General features: G+C 57.4%; 14 protein-coding genes. 11 read left to right on the top strand and 3 right to left on the bottom strand.

Going from position 1 to position 15714, the window contains the following annotated elements; genetic code table 11:
* Window positions 1-111: 111 nt before the first annotated feature.
* The 4 genes from purE to CKW31_RS03430 all read left to right on the top strand — a co-directional run bounded on the left by purE (window position 112) and on the right by CKW31_RS03430 (window position 2759).
* Entirely contained in the window at window positions 112-603 is a 492-nt protein-coding gene (purE, locus tag CKW31_RS03445) for a 5-(carboxyamino)imidazole ribonucleotide mutase (RefSeq protein WP_027902272.1), read from the top strand.
* A gap of 9 nt (window positions 604-612) precedes the next feature.
* A complete protein-coding gene (locus CKW31_RS03440) occupies window positions 613-1695 on the top strand; it encodes a 5-(carboxyamino)imidazole ribonucleotide synthase (protein ID WP_095093043.1) in 1083 nt (360 codons plus the stop codon).
* Window positions 1696-1891: 196 nt separating this feature from the next.
* Window positions 1892-2140 (top strand): GlsB/YeaQ/YmgE family stress response membrane protein, encoded by a 249-nt coding sequence (locus tag CKW31_RS03435; RefSeq protein ID WP_027902270.1) that lies wholly within the window; start codon window positions 1892-1894, stop codon window positions 2138-2140.
* A gap of 85 nt (window positions 2141-2225) precedes the next feature.
* Window positions 2226-2759 (top strand): DUF3299 domain-containing protein, encoded by a 534-nt coding sequence (locus tag CKW31_RS03430; RefSeq protein ID WP_027902269.1) that lies wholly within the window; start codon window positions 2226-2228, stop codon window positions 2757-2759.
* 108 nt (window positions 2760-2867) lie between these two features.
* On the opposite strand, the gene CKW31_RS03425 is transcribed toward CKW31_RS03430, so the two are convergent.
* Window positions 2868-3776, bottom strand: a complete 909-nt coding sequence (locus tag CKW31_RS03425; protein WP_095093042.1) for a D-hexose-6-phosphate mutarotase — start codon at window positions 3774-3776, stop codon at window positions 2868-2870.
* Between the two features lie 193 nt (window positions 3777-3969).
* Window positions 3970-4371 (bottom strand): acyl-CoA thioesterase, encoded by a 402-nt coding sequence (locus CKW31_RS03420; protein ID WP_027901946.1) that lies wholly within the window; start codon window positions 4369-4371, stop codon window positions 3970-3972.
* Window positions 4372-4852: 481 nt separating this feature from the next.
* Between CKW31_RS03420 and CKW31_RS03415 the strand changes: the two genes are divergently transcribed.
* The 7 genes from CKW31_RS03415 (at window position 4853) to CKW31_RS03385 (ending at window position 14345) form a co-directional block, all read left to right on the top strand.
* The gene (locus tag CKW31_RS03415) at window positions 4853-6145 is read left to right on the top strand and encodes an MFS transporter (RefSeq protein ID WP_095093041.1); all 1293 of its coding nucleotides are present in this window, start codon (window positions 4853-4855) and stop codon (window positions 6143-6145) included.
* A 171-nt stretch (window positions 6146-6316) separates the two neighbouring features.
* Window positions 6317-7306 (top strand): phosphate ABC transporter substrate-binding protein PstS family protein, encoded by a 990-nt coding sequence (locus CKW31_RS03410; protein WP_095093040.1) that lies wholly within the window; start codon window positions 6317-6319, stop codon window positions 7304-7306.
* Between the two features lie 388 nt (window positions 7307-7694).
* A complete protein-coding gene (locus CKW31_RS03405; RefSeq protein ID WP_371856680.1) occupies window positions 7695-9728 on the top strand; it encodes an ABC transporter permease subunit in 2034 nt (677 codons plus the stop codon).
* A gap of 69 nt (window positions 9729-9797) precedes the next feature.
* The gene (pstA, locus tag CKW31_RS03400; RefSeq protein ID WP_176469780.1) at window positions 9798-11414 is read left to right on the top strand and encodes a phosphate ABC transporter permease PstA; all 1617 of its coding nucleotides are present in this window, start codon (window positions 9798-9800) and stop codon (window positions 11412-11414) included.
* Window positions 11415-11560: 146 nt separating this feature from the next.
* The gene (pstB, locus tag CKW31_RS03395; protein ID WP_027901941.1) at window positions 11561-12394 is read left to right on the top strand and encodes a phosphate ABC transporter ATP-binding protein PstB; all 834 of its coding nucleotides are present in this window, start codon (window positions 11561-11563) and stop codon (window positions 12392-12394) included.
* A 67-nt stretch (window positions 12395-12461) separates the two neighbouring features.
* Window positions 12462-13223, top strand: a complete 762-nt coding sequence (gene phoU / locus CKW31_RS03390) for a phosphate signaling complex protein PhoU (RefSeq protein ID WP_095093038.1) — start codon at window positions 12462-12464, stop codon at window positions 13221-13223.
* 207 nt (window positions 13224-13430) lie between these two features.
* Complete coding sequence (locus tag CKW31_RS03385) at window positions 13431-14345, top strand: response regulator (RefSeq protein ID WP_095093037.1); 915 nt, start codon at window positions 13431-13433, stop codon at window positions 14343-14345.
* Window positions 14346-14499: 154 nt separating this feature from the next.
* Here the strand turns inward: CKW31_RS03385 and CKW31_RS03380 are convergent, their stop codons facing one another.
* The gene (locus CKW31_RS03380) at window positions 14500-15672 is read right to left on the bottom strand and encodes a transporter substrate-binding domain-containing protein (protein WP_095093036.1); all 1173 of its coding nucleotides are present in this window, start codon (window positions 15670-15672) and stop codon (window positions 14500-14502) included.
* Window positions 15673-15714: the final 42 nt, after the last annotated feature.

Below are 15714 nucleotides of genomic sequence, written 5' to 3'. Positions count from 1 at the left end.
GCCTTTGGCCGGCTCGACCGGTCATTATTCGTACAGCAAGCCACGCCGGTCCTCCCGCGTGGCTTGTTTGTTTTTTGATGCGCCTGCGGGCGCCCGATGAGAGGCACGACGATGAGCGCACTGGTTGGCGTGATCATGGGCTCCAAGTCCGATTGGTCCACCCTTAGCCACACCGCCGATATGCTGGAAAAGCTCGGCATTCCGTACGAAGTGAAAGTGGTGTCTGCGCACCGCACTCCGGATTTGCTGTTCCAGTATGCCGAACAGGCTGAAGCACGGGGCATTGAAGTGATCATCGCCGGTGCTGGCGGTGCTGCTCACTTGCCGGGCATGTGTGCGGCCAAGACCCACCTCCCGGTGCTGGGCGTTCCAGTCCAGTCCTCCATGCTGTCGGGCGTCGACTCGCTGCTGTCCATCGTGCAGATGCCAGCCGGTATTCCGGTTGCGACCCTGGCCATCGGCAAAGCCGGTGCGATCAACGCAGCACTGCTCTCGGCCAGCATCCTGGGCGCCAAGCACCCACAATTCCACGCAGTGTTGAAGAAATTCCGCACTGAGCAGACAGACAGCGTTCTGGACAATCCAGACCCGCGCGACGCCTGAGGTTTTGCAATGAAGATCGGTGTAATCGGTGGCGGCCAGTTGGGCCGCATGTTGGCCCTGGCAGGAACCCCGCTGGGGATGAACTTCGCCTTTCTGGACCCTGCGCCAGACGCGTGCGCAGCCGCATTGGGCGAACATCTGCGTGCCGATTACGGCGATCAGGATCACCTGCGTCAGCTGGCTGACGAAGTGGATCTGGTGACCTTCGAATTCGAAAGCGTGCCTGCTGAAACCGTGGCGTTCCTGTCGCAGTTCGTGCCGGTTTATCCGAGCGCCGAAGCGCTGCGCATCGCCCGTGATCGCTGGTTCGAGAAGAGCATGTTCAAAGACCTGGGCATCCCGACGCCTGAGTTTGCCGACATTCAGTCCCAGGCCGATCTGGACGCTGCAGTCGCCGCTATCGGCCTGCCTGCGGTGCTCAAGACCCGCACGCTGGGTTACGACGGCAAGGGTCAGAAAGTCCTGCGCACTGCCGCTCACGTTGAAGGTACTTTCGCGGAGCTGGGCAGCGTTGCCTGTCTGCTGGAAGGCTTCGTGCCGTTTACCGGTGAAGTGTCGTTGATCGCCGTACGCGCTCGCGACGGGGAAACCCGTTTCTACCCGCTGGTGCACAACACCCACGACAACGGCATCCTGCGTATTTCCATCGCCAGCACCGATCATCCGCTGCAGGCCCTGGCTGAAGACTACGCCGGTCGTGTACTCAAGCAACTCGATTACGTTGGCGTGCTGGCCTTCGAGTTCTTTGAAGTCGATGGCGGCCTCAAAGCCAACGAAATCGCGCCTCGCGTACACAACTCCGGGCACTGGACCACCGAAGGCGCTGAGTGCAGCCAGTTCGAAAACCACCTGCGGGCGGTTGCGGGCTTGCCGCTGGGCTCTACCGCCAAAGTGGGGGAGAGCGCGATGCTCAACTTCATCGGTGAAGTGCCCGCTGTGGATAAAGTGACTGCCATTGATGACTGCCATCTGCATCACTACGGCAAAGCGTTCAAAGCGGGCCGTAAAGTGGGCCACGCCACCGTGCGCAGCGCAGACCGCGCAACGCTGGATCGCCAGGTGAAGCTGGTTGAAGCGCTGATCAAAAAATAAACAGCCGTTGGAGCGAGGCTTGCCCGCGAAAAACGATAACACGGTACATCTGTAACGCCGCGTTGATCGATTCGCGGGCAAGCCTCGCTCCAACAAGGTTGCTGATTGAACCATTCCAACCCCGCACCTCTCTGATAGCGTGATGCCAATGGCTGACCAAGCTTTGGCATATCACTTATTTGAGAGGGAAAACGGCATGGGTATTATCGGAACCATCTTCATCGGCTTGATCGTTGGCCTGTTGGCGCGTTTCCTCAAGCCAGGCGACGACAGCATGGGTTGGATCATGACCATTCTGTTGGGCATCGGCGGTTCGCTGGCGGCCACTTATGGCGGTCAGGCGCTGGGCATCTATCAGGCAGGCGAAGGCGCAGGCTTCCTGGGTGCATTGGTCGGCGCAATCGTACTGTTGGTGATCTTCGGCCTGATCAAAAAGAAAAGCTGATGTTCAACGGCCCTCTGCGTTCCGGCACGCAGAGGGCTAGAATGCCGGGCAGTTATTCAACTTCCCATTCTTGCCGAGCCTGTCGATGCGTCGTCTCTTAGTTATCCCCCTGCTTCTGATCTGCGGCCTGGCCCGCGCTGAAATCCCTGAAACCGACTGGCTGGACCTGATGCCCAAGTCTGATCAGAAAGCCCTCGAAGCCATGCCTGAAATCGATCACAACTCCCCGGAAGCCCAAGGGACGTTTGATAGCAAAGGTGGATTGAAGCAAAGCAAGGGTTTGCCTGCCGTCATGTACTCAGCCAAGACCGTACCGGCCATGAACGGCAAGGAAGTGCGTCTTGGCGGTTATCCAGTACCACTCGAAACGGATGCCAAGGGTCACAGCACGCTGTTTTTCCTTGTGCCGTATCCCGGCGCCTGCATCCACGTCCCGCCACCACCGCCCAACCAACTGGTATTGGTGCGCTACCCCAAAGGCCTGAAGATCGAAGACATCTACACGCCGCTGTGGGTGGTTGGCAAATTGAAGGTTGAAAAGGTCAGCAATGACCTGGCTGATGCCGCTTATGCAATGGATGCAGAGAAAGCGCGAGTGGTGGTTGAGGCGGATTTGTAGGGCTTATGCAGGCCGGTAGGAGCGCGCTTGCCCGCGATGAACGATTACGCGGTTAGTCAGACAGACCGAGTTTATCGTTCATCGCGGGCAAGCGCGCTCCTACGGAAATCAGGCTTCCGACAAAGACTCAGCCCAGATACTCACATCCAGCACATGCATCTGTTCCGGCTCCAGCGTCACGATATCGTCCAGCACGTTGGCCGTTTCGACGCAGACCATGCCCTGCCATCCATCAGCGGCCATATCGTTGAAGCTTTTGGTTTTCTCGATCCACGGATTCCACACGATGGCTGACTTCGAGCCATTGGTGCAGATGTGGATTTTGCGCTGCCATGTCGGGTCGACAATGCTGAGCATGTCCGGGGTGTTGAGGTAAATGCGGTCGGTCTCGCCTGCGAATTTCACATCGCCGGACTGCTTGCGCTCTTCCCAGTTTTCCAGGGTTTCGATATAGCGCACGCCGTCGAGGCCTTTGATGCTGATTTCGCGTACATCGCTGACAGCGAAGTAGGTGTGCAATGCCTGGCTGAAGCTCACGGTTTCAGTGCCGGAGTTGTAGCTGACGAGGCTGACGTTCAGCGCTTCGTCCAGACGAATGCTCAGTTTCAGGCCCACGTTATGCGGCCAGCCTGGCAGCTTGCCTTCCGTTTTGGGCTGAATGAAATCGACGATCAGTGCGTCGTCATCTTCGGCCATACCCATCAATTCCCAGTCGATGGCGCGAACTTCGCCATGAGCCTTGGCGGGCTCGTCACTCACGCGCATGGCCTGCACACTTTCCGGGTTGCGCTGAAGATTGCCGAACCAAGGCCAGCAAACAGGCATACCACCACGAATCGGGGTGCCTTTCTTGAAAACTGCCTGATCATTGGACCAGATCAGCGGCTGCTGCCCGGCCAGTTTGTAACTGACGATATGCGCACCTTGCTGGGCGACAACGAGTTCAGCTTCACCGTGGCTGATTTTCCAGCAGTTAAGCTCATCGATGGTGACGGATTCGACCTGGGGCGTTGGCATATAAAGAACTCTCAAACAAAGACTAAGACAAAATGGACCGTGTCCAGGTCGATGAGTTTACCTTTCTCCAGCCAGCCTTACCTTCTTTGGAGTGTATTCACTGTAGGAGCTGCCGAGGGCTGCGAATCGCGGTGTTTCAGGAATAGCCCTTTCGCAGCCTTCGGCAGCTCCTACAATTACAAATTACACAGCCTCAGCGCCGCGCCGGAACCGACCGGGTGCGCCCGCTGCCATCAATGGCCACAAACACAAACACCGCCTCAGTCACTTTGCGCCATTCGCTGGAGAGCGGGTCATCGCTCCAGACTTCAACCATCATCTGGATGGAGCTGCGGCCGATTTCCAGTGCCTGGGTATAGAAGGACAGCTGTGCGCCTACCGCCACCGGAACCAGAAACGCCATACGATCAATGGCGACAGTGGCAACGCGCCCGCCAGCGATCTTGCTGGCCATAGCGGTGCCTGCCAGATCCATCTGGGATACCAGCCAGCCGCCGAAAATATCGCCGAAGCCGTTGGTTTCGCGGGGTAGTGCGGTGATTTGCAAAGCGAGATCGCCTTGCGGGATTGGATCTTCTTGTTCGAACTCGATCATGCCTAGGGTGCCTCTGACCCATGACTCTTAGTATTGTTGCCGCGGTTGGCAGGCGCCATTCAAAACCATTTGCGTGAATAAAAAACGTTCAGCGCAGGTGGAACACCTGAAGGGGAAACTCTGCGAAAGCGGCTGAATGACAGCTGATTTCGCACAGCACCCCCGACTGACTGAGGCTGGTGCGCTACATTCCGACACACAACCGACAGTAATCCGACGGTCTGCAAGTATATCGGGCGACGCGTCATGAAACGACCATCGAGTACTGATTTCGACGATATACGCATCAGGCTGTGTGCTTTTTGAAACAATTTGCTATCGTGCCGGACCCGACAAGGCGGCATGACTGCCTGTGTCACGCAATTTTGGTGCCTATCCGCACAGTTGCTCCGGACAATCGCAGTTGCAGGCCACCCCGCCGTAACCTGCTTTACTGTCGCTAACCCTATTCAAGAGAAGCCTCCTTAGAGAAGTATTGTTCATGTCAACTGTGCCTTCGAGTACCGCGCAGCCTTCGCGCCCGCTGACCCGCAACGACTACAAGACCTTGTCGCTGTCCGCGTTGGGCGGCGCGCTTGAGTTCTACGACTTCATCATTTTCGTGTTCTTCGCGGCGGTGGTCGGCAAGCTGTTCTTCCCGGCAGACATGCCGGAGTGGCTGCGCATGATGCAGACCTTCGGTATTTTCGCTGCTGGTTATCTGGCGCGCCCTCTGGGCGGCATCATCATGGCGCACTTCGGTGACCTGTTGGGGCGCAAGAAAATGTTCACCCTGAGCATTTTCATGATGGCGGTGCCGACGCTGATCATGGGTCTGCTGCCAACGTATGCCCAGATCGGCATGTTGGCGCCGATCCTGCTTCTGCTGATGCGCGTCATTCAGGGCGCAGCCATTGGCGGTGAAGTGCCGGGCGCCTGGGTTTTCGTGTCCGAGCACGTTCCTGCGCGTCACATCGGTTATGCCTGCGGTACGCTGACCTGTGGTCTGACGGCCGGCATTCTGCTGGGCTCCCTGATGGCGACCCTCATCAACAGCATCTACACCCCGATTGAAGTGTCCGATTACGCTTGGCGTATCCCTTTCCTGGTCGGTGGTGTGTTCGGCCTGTTGTCGGTCTATCTGCGCCGTTGGTTGCACGAAACGCCGGTGTTCGCCGAACTGCAACTGCGCAAAGCCCTGGCCGAAGAAGTACCGCTCAAGTCGGTGCTGCGTGATCATCGCGGTGCAGTTGCTATCTCGATGCTGCTGACCTGGTTGCTGTCAGCGGGGATCATCGTCGTTATTCTGATGACTCCGACTATCCTGCAAGGCGCGACCTTCGGCTTCCCGGCTGCTGTGGCCCTGAAGGCCAATAGCCTGGCAATCGTTTTCCTGAGCTTGGGCTGCATCGGTTCGGGCGCACTGGCTGACCGCATTGGTGCTGGCCGGGTGTTCCTGTTTGGCAGCCTGGGTCTGTTGATCAGCTCATGGACCATGTATCACACACTGGCGGCCAATCCTGACTGGCTGTTCCCGATGTATGCAGTGACCGGCCTGTTCGTTGGCGTCATTGGCGCAGTGCCGTACGTAATGGTCAAGGCATTCCCGGCAGTGGTGCGTTTCTCGGGGTTGTCGTTCTCGTACAACCTGGCTTACGCGATTTTTGGCGGCCTGACGCCGATGGTCGTGACGCTCATGCTCAAATCCAGCCCTATGGCCCCCGCTTGGTATGTAGCAATTCTATGCGTGCTGGGCATGCTGATTGGCTGCTACCTGATCGCCAAAAAGCGCTGATCGGTCGAGTCTGAAGACTTCCGTTTCATGCCGCGTGCTATTCAAGGCCGCCATTCCTGAGCAGGGTGGCGGTCTTTCATTTAATTGTCACAATTAAGTCATAGAGTCGTCACGCGTCCGGCCAATACTCGGGCCAACGGACCTATTTCTTCACCTCGCTCGGAGCAAGGTATGACTTTAAAGCGTTTGATCACCGCCCTCACTTTCGTTGCCGCTGGCGTCGCTACCGCCAATGCGTTTGCTGCTGTTGATCCGGCGATCAAACCGTACGTGAAGACGTCGGGTGTCTCGGGCAACCTGTCCAGTGTGGGTTCCGATACCCTGGCGAACCTTATGACGCTGTGGGCCGAGGCTTACAAGAAAGAATACCCAAGCGTAAACATTCAGATTCAGGCGGCTGGCTCATCCACTGCGCCACCGGCGCTGACCGAAGGCACGGCGAACCTGGGCCCGATGAGCCGCAAGATGAAAGACGGCGAGCTGTCGGCGTTTGAACAGAAATACGGCTACAAACCCACTGCGATCCCGGTTGCAGTCGATGCCCTGGCGGTTTTCGTGCACAAGGACAACCCGATCAAGGGCCTGACCATGGCGCAAGTGGATGCCATCTTCTCGGTCACCCGCCTGTGCGGTGCCAACGCGGATGCCAAGACCTGGGGCGATGTGGGCATCACCGGCGACCTGGCGAACAAACCGATCCAGTTGTTTGGTCGTAATTCGGTATCCGGCACCTACGGCTATTTCAAGGAAGAGGCTCTGTGCAAAGGCGACTTCAAAGCCAACGTCAATGAACAGCCAGGTTCGGCATCGGTCGTCAGCTCGATCAGCAGCTCGCTCAATGGTATTGGTTACTCGGGCATTGGTTATAAAACGTCCAGCGTTCGAACCGTGCCGTTGGCCAAGAAAGACGGTGGCGAGTTCGTTGAAGACAATGAAGCCAACGCCTTGAATGGTACTTATCCGCTGTCGCGCTTCCTCTATGTCTACGTCAACAAGGCCCCAAACAAGCCGCTGGCTCCGCTGGAGGCTGAGTTCATCAAGCTGGTCCTGTCGAAGCAGGGTCAGGAAGTGGTCATGAAAGACGGCTACATCCCGCTGCCACCCAGAGTGGTAACCAAGGCGCTGACCGATCTGGGCCTGCAGGAAGCTGCTGCAAAATAATCCGGGTTACGGTGGGATCTGTTCTAATCAGGCCCACCGTTAACTGAACAGTTCGCTGCCATGATCGTAGGTGGCGGGCTTTTTTGCGTCACCCCGCTGTAATGTTTTTGTCATACAGGGCGGCTAGGGTGTGCGCATGAATGATCTGGCCAATTCATCGATGAATCAGAATTCACCTGCCAAGCGCATTGATTTCAATACGCCTGAGCTGCAACGCAGGCGCCGCATACGCGCTTTCAAGGACCGTCTGACCCGTTGGTACGTCGCCATTGGCGGCCTTGCCGTGCTCGCGGCTATCACCCTGATCTTCTTTTATCTGGCCTATGTGGTTGCACCGTTGTTTCAGGGCGCAAGCCTGACCAAGGAAGACGCGCTGAAGCCTGCCTGGCTGAACGACTCGGGCAAGTCGCTGATGCTGACCGTCGAAGAGCAGAATCAGGTCGGGATGCGCATTTCCGACAAGGGCGAAGCCGTGTTTTTCGGCATCGCGGACGGCGCCGAAATCAAACGCGTCAGCCTGCCGCTGCCTGCGGGCGTGCGCGTGGCTTCGATTGGTCAGGATCAACCCGGCACGCCGCTGATTGCGTTGGGCCTGTCCAATGGTCAAGTGTTGGCGTTCAGACACAGTTACCTTGTCACTTACCCGAACAACCATAAAACCATCACGCCGAGCATCACCTGGCCTTACGGCGAAGCACCATTGGTGCTGGATGAAGGGGGGCAGGCGGTTGAGCATGTCAGCATCAATGCCAATGGCGAGAAGCTGCTGATCGCAGGCACCACCGGCGTGCAATTGCACGTTTTGTCGCTGGCGAAAGAAGAAAACATGATGACCGGCGAGGTCACCAGCGAGCAAAGCCGTATTCAGTTGCCGCAGATGTCCGAGGCTGTGAAAGCCATCTACATCGATCCGCGCCAGCAATGGCTGTATGTGATCAATGGTCGTGCCCAGGCCGACGTGTTCAGCCTGCGTGATCGCACGCTCAATGGCCGTTACAAACTGCTTGAAGACGGCAATGCCGAGATCACCGCCAGCACTCAGCTGGTGGGTGGCATTTCGTTGATCATAGGTAACTCCAAAGGCGGGATGGCCCAGTGGTTCATGGCCCGTGACGTCGATGGAGAACAGCGCTTCATGCATATTCGCGACTTCAGGATGGGCACTGCGCCGATTACCCAGATCACTGCCGAGCAGCGGCGTAAGGGCTTCATCGCACTGGATGCATCGGGTCAGCTCGGCGTTTTCCACAGCACCGCGCATCGCACGTTGTTGGTCGAAAAAGTCGCTGACGGTTCGGGTATTTTTGCTATGTCGCCGCGTGCGGACCAGATTCTGGTAGAGCAGGGCGGTGCGTTGCGGCCGATGAGTTTGAAGAATCCGCACCCGGAAGTGTCCTGGAGCGCATTGTGGGGCAAGGTCTGGTACGAGAATTACGATTCGCCTCAATACGTCTGGCAGTCCACCGCCTCCAATAGCGATTTCGAGCCCAAGCTGAGCCTGGCACCGCTTACGTATGGCACGCTCAAGGCTGCGTTCTACGCCATGCTGCTGGCTGCGCCTCTTGCGGTTGCCGCCGCGATCTACACCGCTTACTTCATGGCCCCCGGGATGCGCCGCAAGGTCAAACCGGTAATCGAGCTGATGGAAGCGATGCCGACAGTGATCCTTGGCTTCTTCGCAGGGCTGTTTCTGGCGCCGTATCTGGAAGGTCATTTACCGGGTGTGTTCAGCCTGATGCTGCTGACGCCCATCGGCATTCTGCTCGCCGGGTTTGCCTGGAGCCGCTTGCCTGACTCGATTCGTTTGCGGGTTCCCGATGGCTGGGAAAGTGCAATCCTGCTGCCGGTTGTGCTTCTGGTGGGCTGGTTCTCGCTGAGCATGAGCCCGCATCTGGAGAACTGGTTCTTCGGCGGTGACATGCGCATGTGGATCTCCCACGATCTGGGCATTACCTACGATCAGCGCAACGCATTAGTGGTCGGCATCGCCATGGGCTTTGCCGTGATTCCGAATATTTACTCGATTGCCGAGGATGCGGTGTTCAGCGTGCCCCGCGGTCTTACGTTGGGCTCGCTGGCACTCGGCGCTACGCCGTGGCAGACCCTGACCCGCGTGGTCATCCTTACCGCAAGCCCGGGGATTTTCTCGGCGCTGATGATCGGTATGGGCCGTGCGGTCGGAGAGACGATGATCGTGCTCATGGCTACGGGCAATACGCCGATCATGGACATGAACCTGTTTGAGGGGATGCGCACGCTGGCGGCCAACGTGGCCGTGGAGATGCCTGAGTCGGAAGTGGGTGGCAGTCATTATCGAGTGTTGTTCCTCGCAGCGCTGGTGCTGCTGATGTTCACCTTTGTGATGAACACCCTCGCAGAGCTGATTCGTCAGCGCCTGCGCAAGAAATACTCGTCTCTCTAAGGAAGGTAGAAGTTCGTGAAACAGAACTCCCTCAAGAGCTGGATTAAAACAGGCGCCCCTGGCGTCTGGATGAGTGCGGGCGCGGTATCCATTGCGGTCATCATGACGCTGGGTTTGTTGTCGGTGATTGCTGTGCGCGGTCTGGGTCACTTCTGGCCAGCCGATCTGATGTACGCGCAATACGATGTGCCCAATCAGGAGAAACACGTTCTGATCGGCGAAGTCGTCGAGCAAGAGCAAGTCCCTCGCGCCCGCCTGAAGGGGGCGGGTTTGCCTGTGCCGGAAGATGGCCCGGAGTTCATGACCCGTGAGCTGGTCAAGGTCGGTAACCGTGACGTCAATCCCAGCGATTTCACCTGGGTCGTTGGCGAATGGATATCCAACCAAAGCCTGCCGCCCGAGCTGATGACCATCGAGCGCCGTGAATGGGGCAATTTTTACGGCTATCTCGTCAACGTCAAAGAAGGCGGCAAGGTCGTCGCTGAAGGCGAGGCGGCCTGGCCGACGCTGCAAGAGCGTATCAAGCGTGTCGAGGGTCTGGCTCGCGAGCTCTACCAGCTTGAAAAGAAAGACGTAGGCGCGATCAACCACGGTATTGAGCGGTTGCGTCTGCAGGCTCGCAAGCTGGAGCTGAACGGCGCGCTCGATGCGCAGGCCCAGGCTGACATGGCCAGCGAGCGCGCCGAACTGGACAGTCGCTACAAGGTTATCGAAGAGCGTCTGACCTCGCTCCACGAGGCGTTTGATCGCGACAGCCTCACGGCGCGCGACGCCAATGGTAAGGAAGTCGAAATCAGCCTGGGCAAGGTCGTGCATGCCTATCAGCCTAACGCCATGGGCACGATGACCAAGCTGGGTTTTTACTTCAAGAAACTCTGGGAATTCCTCAGCGAGGACCCGCGGGAAGCCAACACCGAAGGCGGGATTTTCCCGGCGATTTTCGGCACGGTGATGATGACCCTGATCATGGCGGTGATCGTCACGCCGTTTGGTGTACTGGCGGCGGTTTATTTGCGTGAGTATGCCCGGCAAGGTCCGGTGACTCGCTTGATTCGCATTGCCGTGAACAACCTCGCAGGCGTTCCGGCCATTGTTTATGGCGTGTTCGGACTGGGATTCTTTGTGTATGTGCTGGGCGGATCTCTGGATCAGCTGTTCTTCCCCGAAGCCCTGCCTGCGCCGACGTTTGGTACGCCGGGCCTGCTCTGGGCGTCGCTGACGTTGGCACTGTTGGCTGTGCCGGTGGTGATCGTCGCGACTGAAGAAGGCCTGGCGCGTATCCCGCGCACCATTCGCGAAGGCTCACTGGCGTTGGGTGCGACCAAGGCCGAGACGCTGTGGAAGATTGTTCTGCCCATGGCCAGCCCGGCCATGATGACCGGCCTGATTCTGGCGGTGGCCCGGGCAGCTGGGGAAGTGGCGCCATTGATGCTGGTGGGCGTGGTCAAACTGGCTCCGTCGCTGCCGGTGGACGGCAACTACCCTTACCTGCATCTGGATCAGAAGATCATGCACCTGGGGTTCCATATTTACGACGTGGGCTTCCAGAGTCCCAACGTCGAGGCGGCACGACCATTGGTTTACGCCACCGCTCTGTTGCTGGTGTTAGTGATTGCCTTGCTCAACCTGTCGGCGGTGGCTATTCGTAACCACCTGCGCGAGAAATACAAAGCGCTGGACAGTTGACGGTCTGTGGCCGTGCTGTCGTGCGGCAACCAGGAGCTGGTAGGAGCGAACTTGTTCGCGAGGCGGTGTGTCAGGTTCGATGCCTCGCGAACAAGTTCGCTCCTACCGACGTTCAAATGAATTTGGTTAGCGTAGGGAGCAATTCCATGCAGCATGAAAACCCGGCACGAGGCATCAACATGTCGGCCCTGGGGCGCAATAAGTCAGGCTTGCATCTGGCTGACGAGACCGTGGCTATCGAAGTGCCGGGTTTGAACTTGTTCTACGGTGACAAGCAGGCATTGTTCGATGTCAGCCTGAATATTCCGAAGCAGCGTGTGACGGCCTTCATTGGTCCGTCCGGCTGTGGCAAGTCGACGTTGTTGCGCACGTTCAACCGCATGAACGATCTGGTCGATGGTTGCAGCGTAAAAGGCGCAATCAATCTGTACGGGCACGATATCTACACCAAAGGTGAAGACGTCGCCGAACTGCGCCGTCGTGTCGGCATGGTGTTCCAGAAGCCCAACCCGTTCCCCAAGACCATCTACGAAAACGTGGTGTATGGCTTGCGGATCCAGGGCATCAACAAAAAGCGCGTACTCGATGAAGCTGTCGAGTGGGCACTCAAGGCCGCAGCGTTGTGGGACGAGGTCAAAGACCGTCTACATGAATCAGCGCTGGGTCTTTCCGGCGGTCAGCAGCAACGTCTGGTGATCGCCCGGACCATCGCCGTGGAGCCGGAAGTCCTGCTGCTCGACGAACCCTGTTCAGCGCTCGATCCGATTTCGACGTTGAAAGTTGAAGAACTGATCTACGAACTGAAATCCAAATACACCATTGTGATCGTTACTCACAACATGCAGCAGGCTGCACGGGTTTCGGATTACACCGCGTTTATGTACATGGGCAAACTGGTCGAGTTCGGTGACACGGACACGATGTTCACCAACCCGGCTAAAAAACAGACTGAAGATTACATCACCGGTCGTTACGGCTAGGTCCTGCTCAAACCCTGAAGCACCGCTGCGTTTTCGCACTTAACCGGACGTTCCAAGGACACCAAGCATGATTCATAAAGACAGCCTCACGCATCATATCTCGCAACAGTTCAACGCTGAGCTTGAAGAAGTACGCAGCCATCTGCTCGAGATGGGCGGTTTGGTCGAGAAGCAGGTCAACGATGCCGTGACTGCCTTGATCGAAGCGGACTCCGGTCTGGCCCAGCGCGTTCGTGAAGTCGACGACCGCATCAACCAGATGGAGCGCAACATCGATGAAGAATGCCTGCGTATCCTGGCGCGTCGTCAGCCGGCGGCTTCAGACCTGCGTCTGATCATCAGCATTTCCAAGTCGGTAATCGACCTGGAGCGCATCGGTGATGAGTCGACCAAGATCGCACGTCGTGCCATTCAGTTGTGCGAAGAAGGCGAATCACCGCGTGGTTACGTCGAAGTGCGTCATATCGGCGATCAGGTGCGCAACATGGTTCGCGATGCCCTGGATTCGTTTGCTCGCTTCGACGCCGAGCTGGCGCTGTCCGTGGCTCAGTACGACAAAATCATCGACCGCGAATACAAGACGGCCCTGCGCGAGCTGGCGACCTACATGATGGAAGATCCGCGTTCGATCTCCCGGGTACTCAATGTGATCTGGGTCCTGCGTTCGCTGGAGCGTATCGGCGACCACGCCCGGAATATTTCCGAGCTGGTCATCTACCTCGTGCGCGGAACCGACGTACGGCACATGGGCCTCAAGCGCATGAAAGAAGAGGTGCAGGGGATCAGTAGCGAAAGCGCTAATGTTCCGGACAAATCTGACGATAAGTAAGATTGCCTGCGAAAAAACGCCCAGCTCGCAGCTGGGCGTTTTTGTTCTCGGGATTAACAACTTCCAGCCGCCCGCGAATTAAATGTCCTGGCGCCGTCAAACAGGTTGGCCTTTGGCCATCAGCCAGCGCTATGCTTGCCGAAATATAGGGTGTGTTCAGCATCAACGCGGTTCGCCAGCAGTGGCGACACACCCGCAGGAGCGTCGATGAGTAAGATCAGTGTTTTGATTGTGGATGACGCGACTTTCATTCGCGATTTGGTTAAGAAAGGTCTGCGCAATTATTTTCCCGGTATTCACACCGAGGACGCCGTCAACGGTCGCAAGGCTCAGGTCACCCTGAACCGCGAAGAATTTGACCTGATCCTGTGCGACTGGGAAATGCCGGAGATGTCTGGCCTTGAGCTGCTGACCTGGTGCCGCGAACAAGACAATTACCTGAAAACCGTTCCCTTCATCATGGTCACCAGCCGTGGCGACAAAGAGAACGTGGTGCAGGCAATTCAGGCTGGCGTGACTGACTTTGTCGGCAAGCCGTTCACCAACGAACAGCTGTTGACCAAGGTCAAGAAAGCCCTGGCCAAAGTCGGCAAGCTCGAAGCCGTGATGTCCACCGCGCCGTCGCGCATGAACTCGCCGCTCAATGACTCGCTCAGCGCGCTGACCGGCGGCAAGGCCGAGGTGGTTCGTCCGACGGCCAGCCCTGCTGCAACCGCTGCTCCGGGTTTTGGGGGCATTGCCGCGGCGCCGCCTGTACCCGCAAAAACAGCAGCGAAAGAACCTGCAGGTCGTGGTCAGGGCCAGTTGCGTCTGCCGAGCGGTATCCAGAGCTGTGTGATCAAGGCGCTGACCCTCAAGGAAGCCTTGTTGGTGGTGCGCCGCAGCGAGATCCTGCCGCAGATCCTTGAACAGGCCGTACTCGATCTGGAGCAGGGTGAGAGCAATGAAGTGGCGCGTCTCAACGGCTACCTTCACGCGATCGTTGCCTTTGAGCAGAAGCCTGACAGCGAATGGCTGCAAGTGACCTTCCGTTTCACCGATCAGGACGCGCAGAAGCTGGACTACATTTCCCGCCTGATCGCCCGCGGCACGGTGCAGAAGCACTTCTCGCCGGGTGCGTGATTTTCGCATCAGGACGGCTGCCTGAAGGAGTGTCTTTCGGAGCAGCCCAGGTTGTCGTGCGATAACAACGCGGGACCGACTTCTGTCGCCCCCGCGTTTTTTGGTTACCTTCCAGGCTGCAAGTAGTCGCAGGTGGCCGCTTCAGGCTCATGGCTTACTGTGATTTATGTCCCACGTACGCCATGCACTCTATTTCTATCTTGCCGTTGGCCACTAGCTTGCCCGCTTCAAAAGTCGTCCGCGCGGGAAAGCGGTCAGCTGCAAAGTAGCCGGCATATACCTTGTTCATGTCGGCAAAGTCTTTGATGTTCGCCAGTATTACCGTGCATTTCACGACGTCCTTGAGTGATGATCCATTGCTCTCAAGAATCTTGCGCATGTTGTCCATGATCGCTTTCGTCTGAGCGGCAGTGCTTTCTGGGAAGTGGCCATTGGCGTCATCTCCCAGCAGCCCTGACAAATACAGAAAATCACCGGCCCGAACGGCTTGTGAAAATGGCTTTCCTGCGCCCGCACCCATGAACTGGAGCGATGAGGCGTTGGTCATGCCATGGGACATCGGGGCAAGGTAGCGCTCGACAATGGCTTGTTGCGTGCCATCTGCCTTCAGAGTGGCAAGCGCCTCATTGAGTTTGAGCTTGAGAGTCTGATCACTTTTACGTACAGCCATGGCAACTCCGCTACCCAGCATCGGATCCGTTATGGGTGGGCTCGCGAAATCGAATCGACTGCCCTCTGGCTTACTCAGTAGCGCTTCGGAAATCTCGATAGAGTCCTGCAGAGTCGCGTCGAGCTCCCCGGTCAGAAGTTTGCCGATGAGTTCAGCATTCAAACCAAAGCTCTGTATGTCCACTCCTTTACTGGCCCACGCAGCCAGAGCGAATGCCTCCCGGCTGGTGCCTTTGAGTACGCCAATGCGCTTGCCTTTCAGTGCTGCGGCTGTGGGCTCAAGCAGCGAGCCTTTGGCCGCTACCAACCGGCTGGAGAGTGGGTACATGACATCTGTGAAGTCGACTTGCTGTTTGCGTGCATCGGTCGGTGTCATAGGCATGATCACGTCGAATGCATGTGCCTGGAGTGCGGCAATATTGGTGGCATAGGGTTGATCGACCCATACGCACCGTACGTTCATCCGCGCACAAATCGCATTACCCAAGTCAATATTCAACCCAACCAATTCGCCATTGATATTGCGACTTTCGAAGGGAGGGACATCAGCTTCAATACCGAACCGGACTTCGGTGACCGCTAGAGCGGGTAGGGAAAGCAATCCGGTAATTGCCAATAAAATGAGGGAATAAGCTGATTTACTTTTAATGGTAGGCAAGATAACAGGCCTTTATTGGTAGACAGTATTTAATTGATTTGC

The sequence above is a fragment of the Pseudomonas sp. Irchel 3A5 genome, assembly GCF_900187575.1.
Lineage (GTDB): Bacteria > Pseudomonadota > Gammaproteobacteria > Pseudomonadales > Pseudomonadaceae > Aquipseudomonas > Aquipseudomonas folii.
The sequence above is the reverse complement of the archived record's forward strand: the minus strand, read 5'-3'. Positions and strand labels throughout refer to the sequence as shown.

Excerpts from the sequence above, each read along its gene's own strand:
- purE (WP_027902272.1), top strand. The coding sequence starts at position 112 with ATGAGCGCACTGGTTGGCGTGATCATGGGCTCCAAGTCCGATTGGTCC.
- CKW31_RS03440 (WP_095093043.1), top strand. The coding sequence starts at position 613 with ATGAAGATCGGTGTAATCGGTGGCGGCCAGTTGGGCCGCATGTTGGCC.
- CKW31_RS03435 (WP_027902270.1), top strand. The coding sequence starts at position 1,892 with ATGGGTATTATCGGAACCATCTTCATCGGCTTGATCGTTGGCCTGTTG.
- CKW31_RS03430 (WP_027902269.1), top strand. The coding sequence starts at position 2,226 with ATGCGTCGTCTCTTAGTTATCCCCCTGCTTCTGATCTGCGGCCTGGCC.
- CKW31_RS03425 (WP_095093042.1), bottom strand. The coding sequence starts at position 3,776 with ATGCCAACGCCCCAGGTCGAATCCGTCACCATCGATGAGCTTAACTGC.
- CKW31_RS03420 (WP_027901946.1), bottom strand. The coding sequence starts at position 4,371 with ATGATCGAGTTCGAACAAGAAGATCCAATCCCGCAAGGCGATCTCGCT.
- CKW31_RS03415 (WP_095093041.1), top strand. The coding sequence starts at position 4,853 with ATGTCAACTGTGCCTTCGAGTACCGCGCAGCCTTCGCGCCCGCTGACC.
- CKW31_RS03410 (WP_095093040.1), top strand. The coding sequence starts at position 6,317 with ATGACTTTAAAGCGTTTGATCACCGCCCTCACTTTCGTTGCCGCTGGC.
- pstA (WP_176469780.1), top strand. The coding sequence starts at position 9,798 with ATGAGTGCGGGCGCGGTATCCATTGCGGTCATCATGACGCTGGGTTTG.
- pstB (WP_027901941.1), top strand. The coding sequence starts at position 11,561 with ATGCAGCATGAAAACCCGGCACGAGGCATCAACATGTCGGCCCTGGGG.
- phoU (WP_095093038.1), top strand. The coding sequence starts at position 12,462 with ATGATTCATAAAGACAGCCTCACGCATCATATCTCGCAACAGTTCAAC.
- CKW31_RS03385 (WP_095093037.1), top strand. The coding sequence starts at position 13,431 with ATGAGTAAGATCAGTGTTTTGATTGTGGATGACGCGACTTTCATTCGC.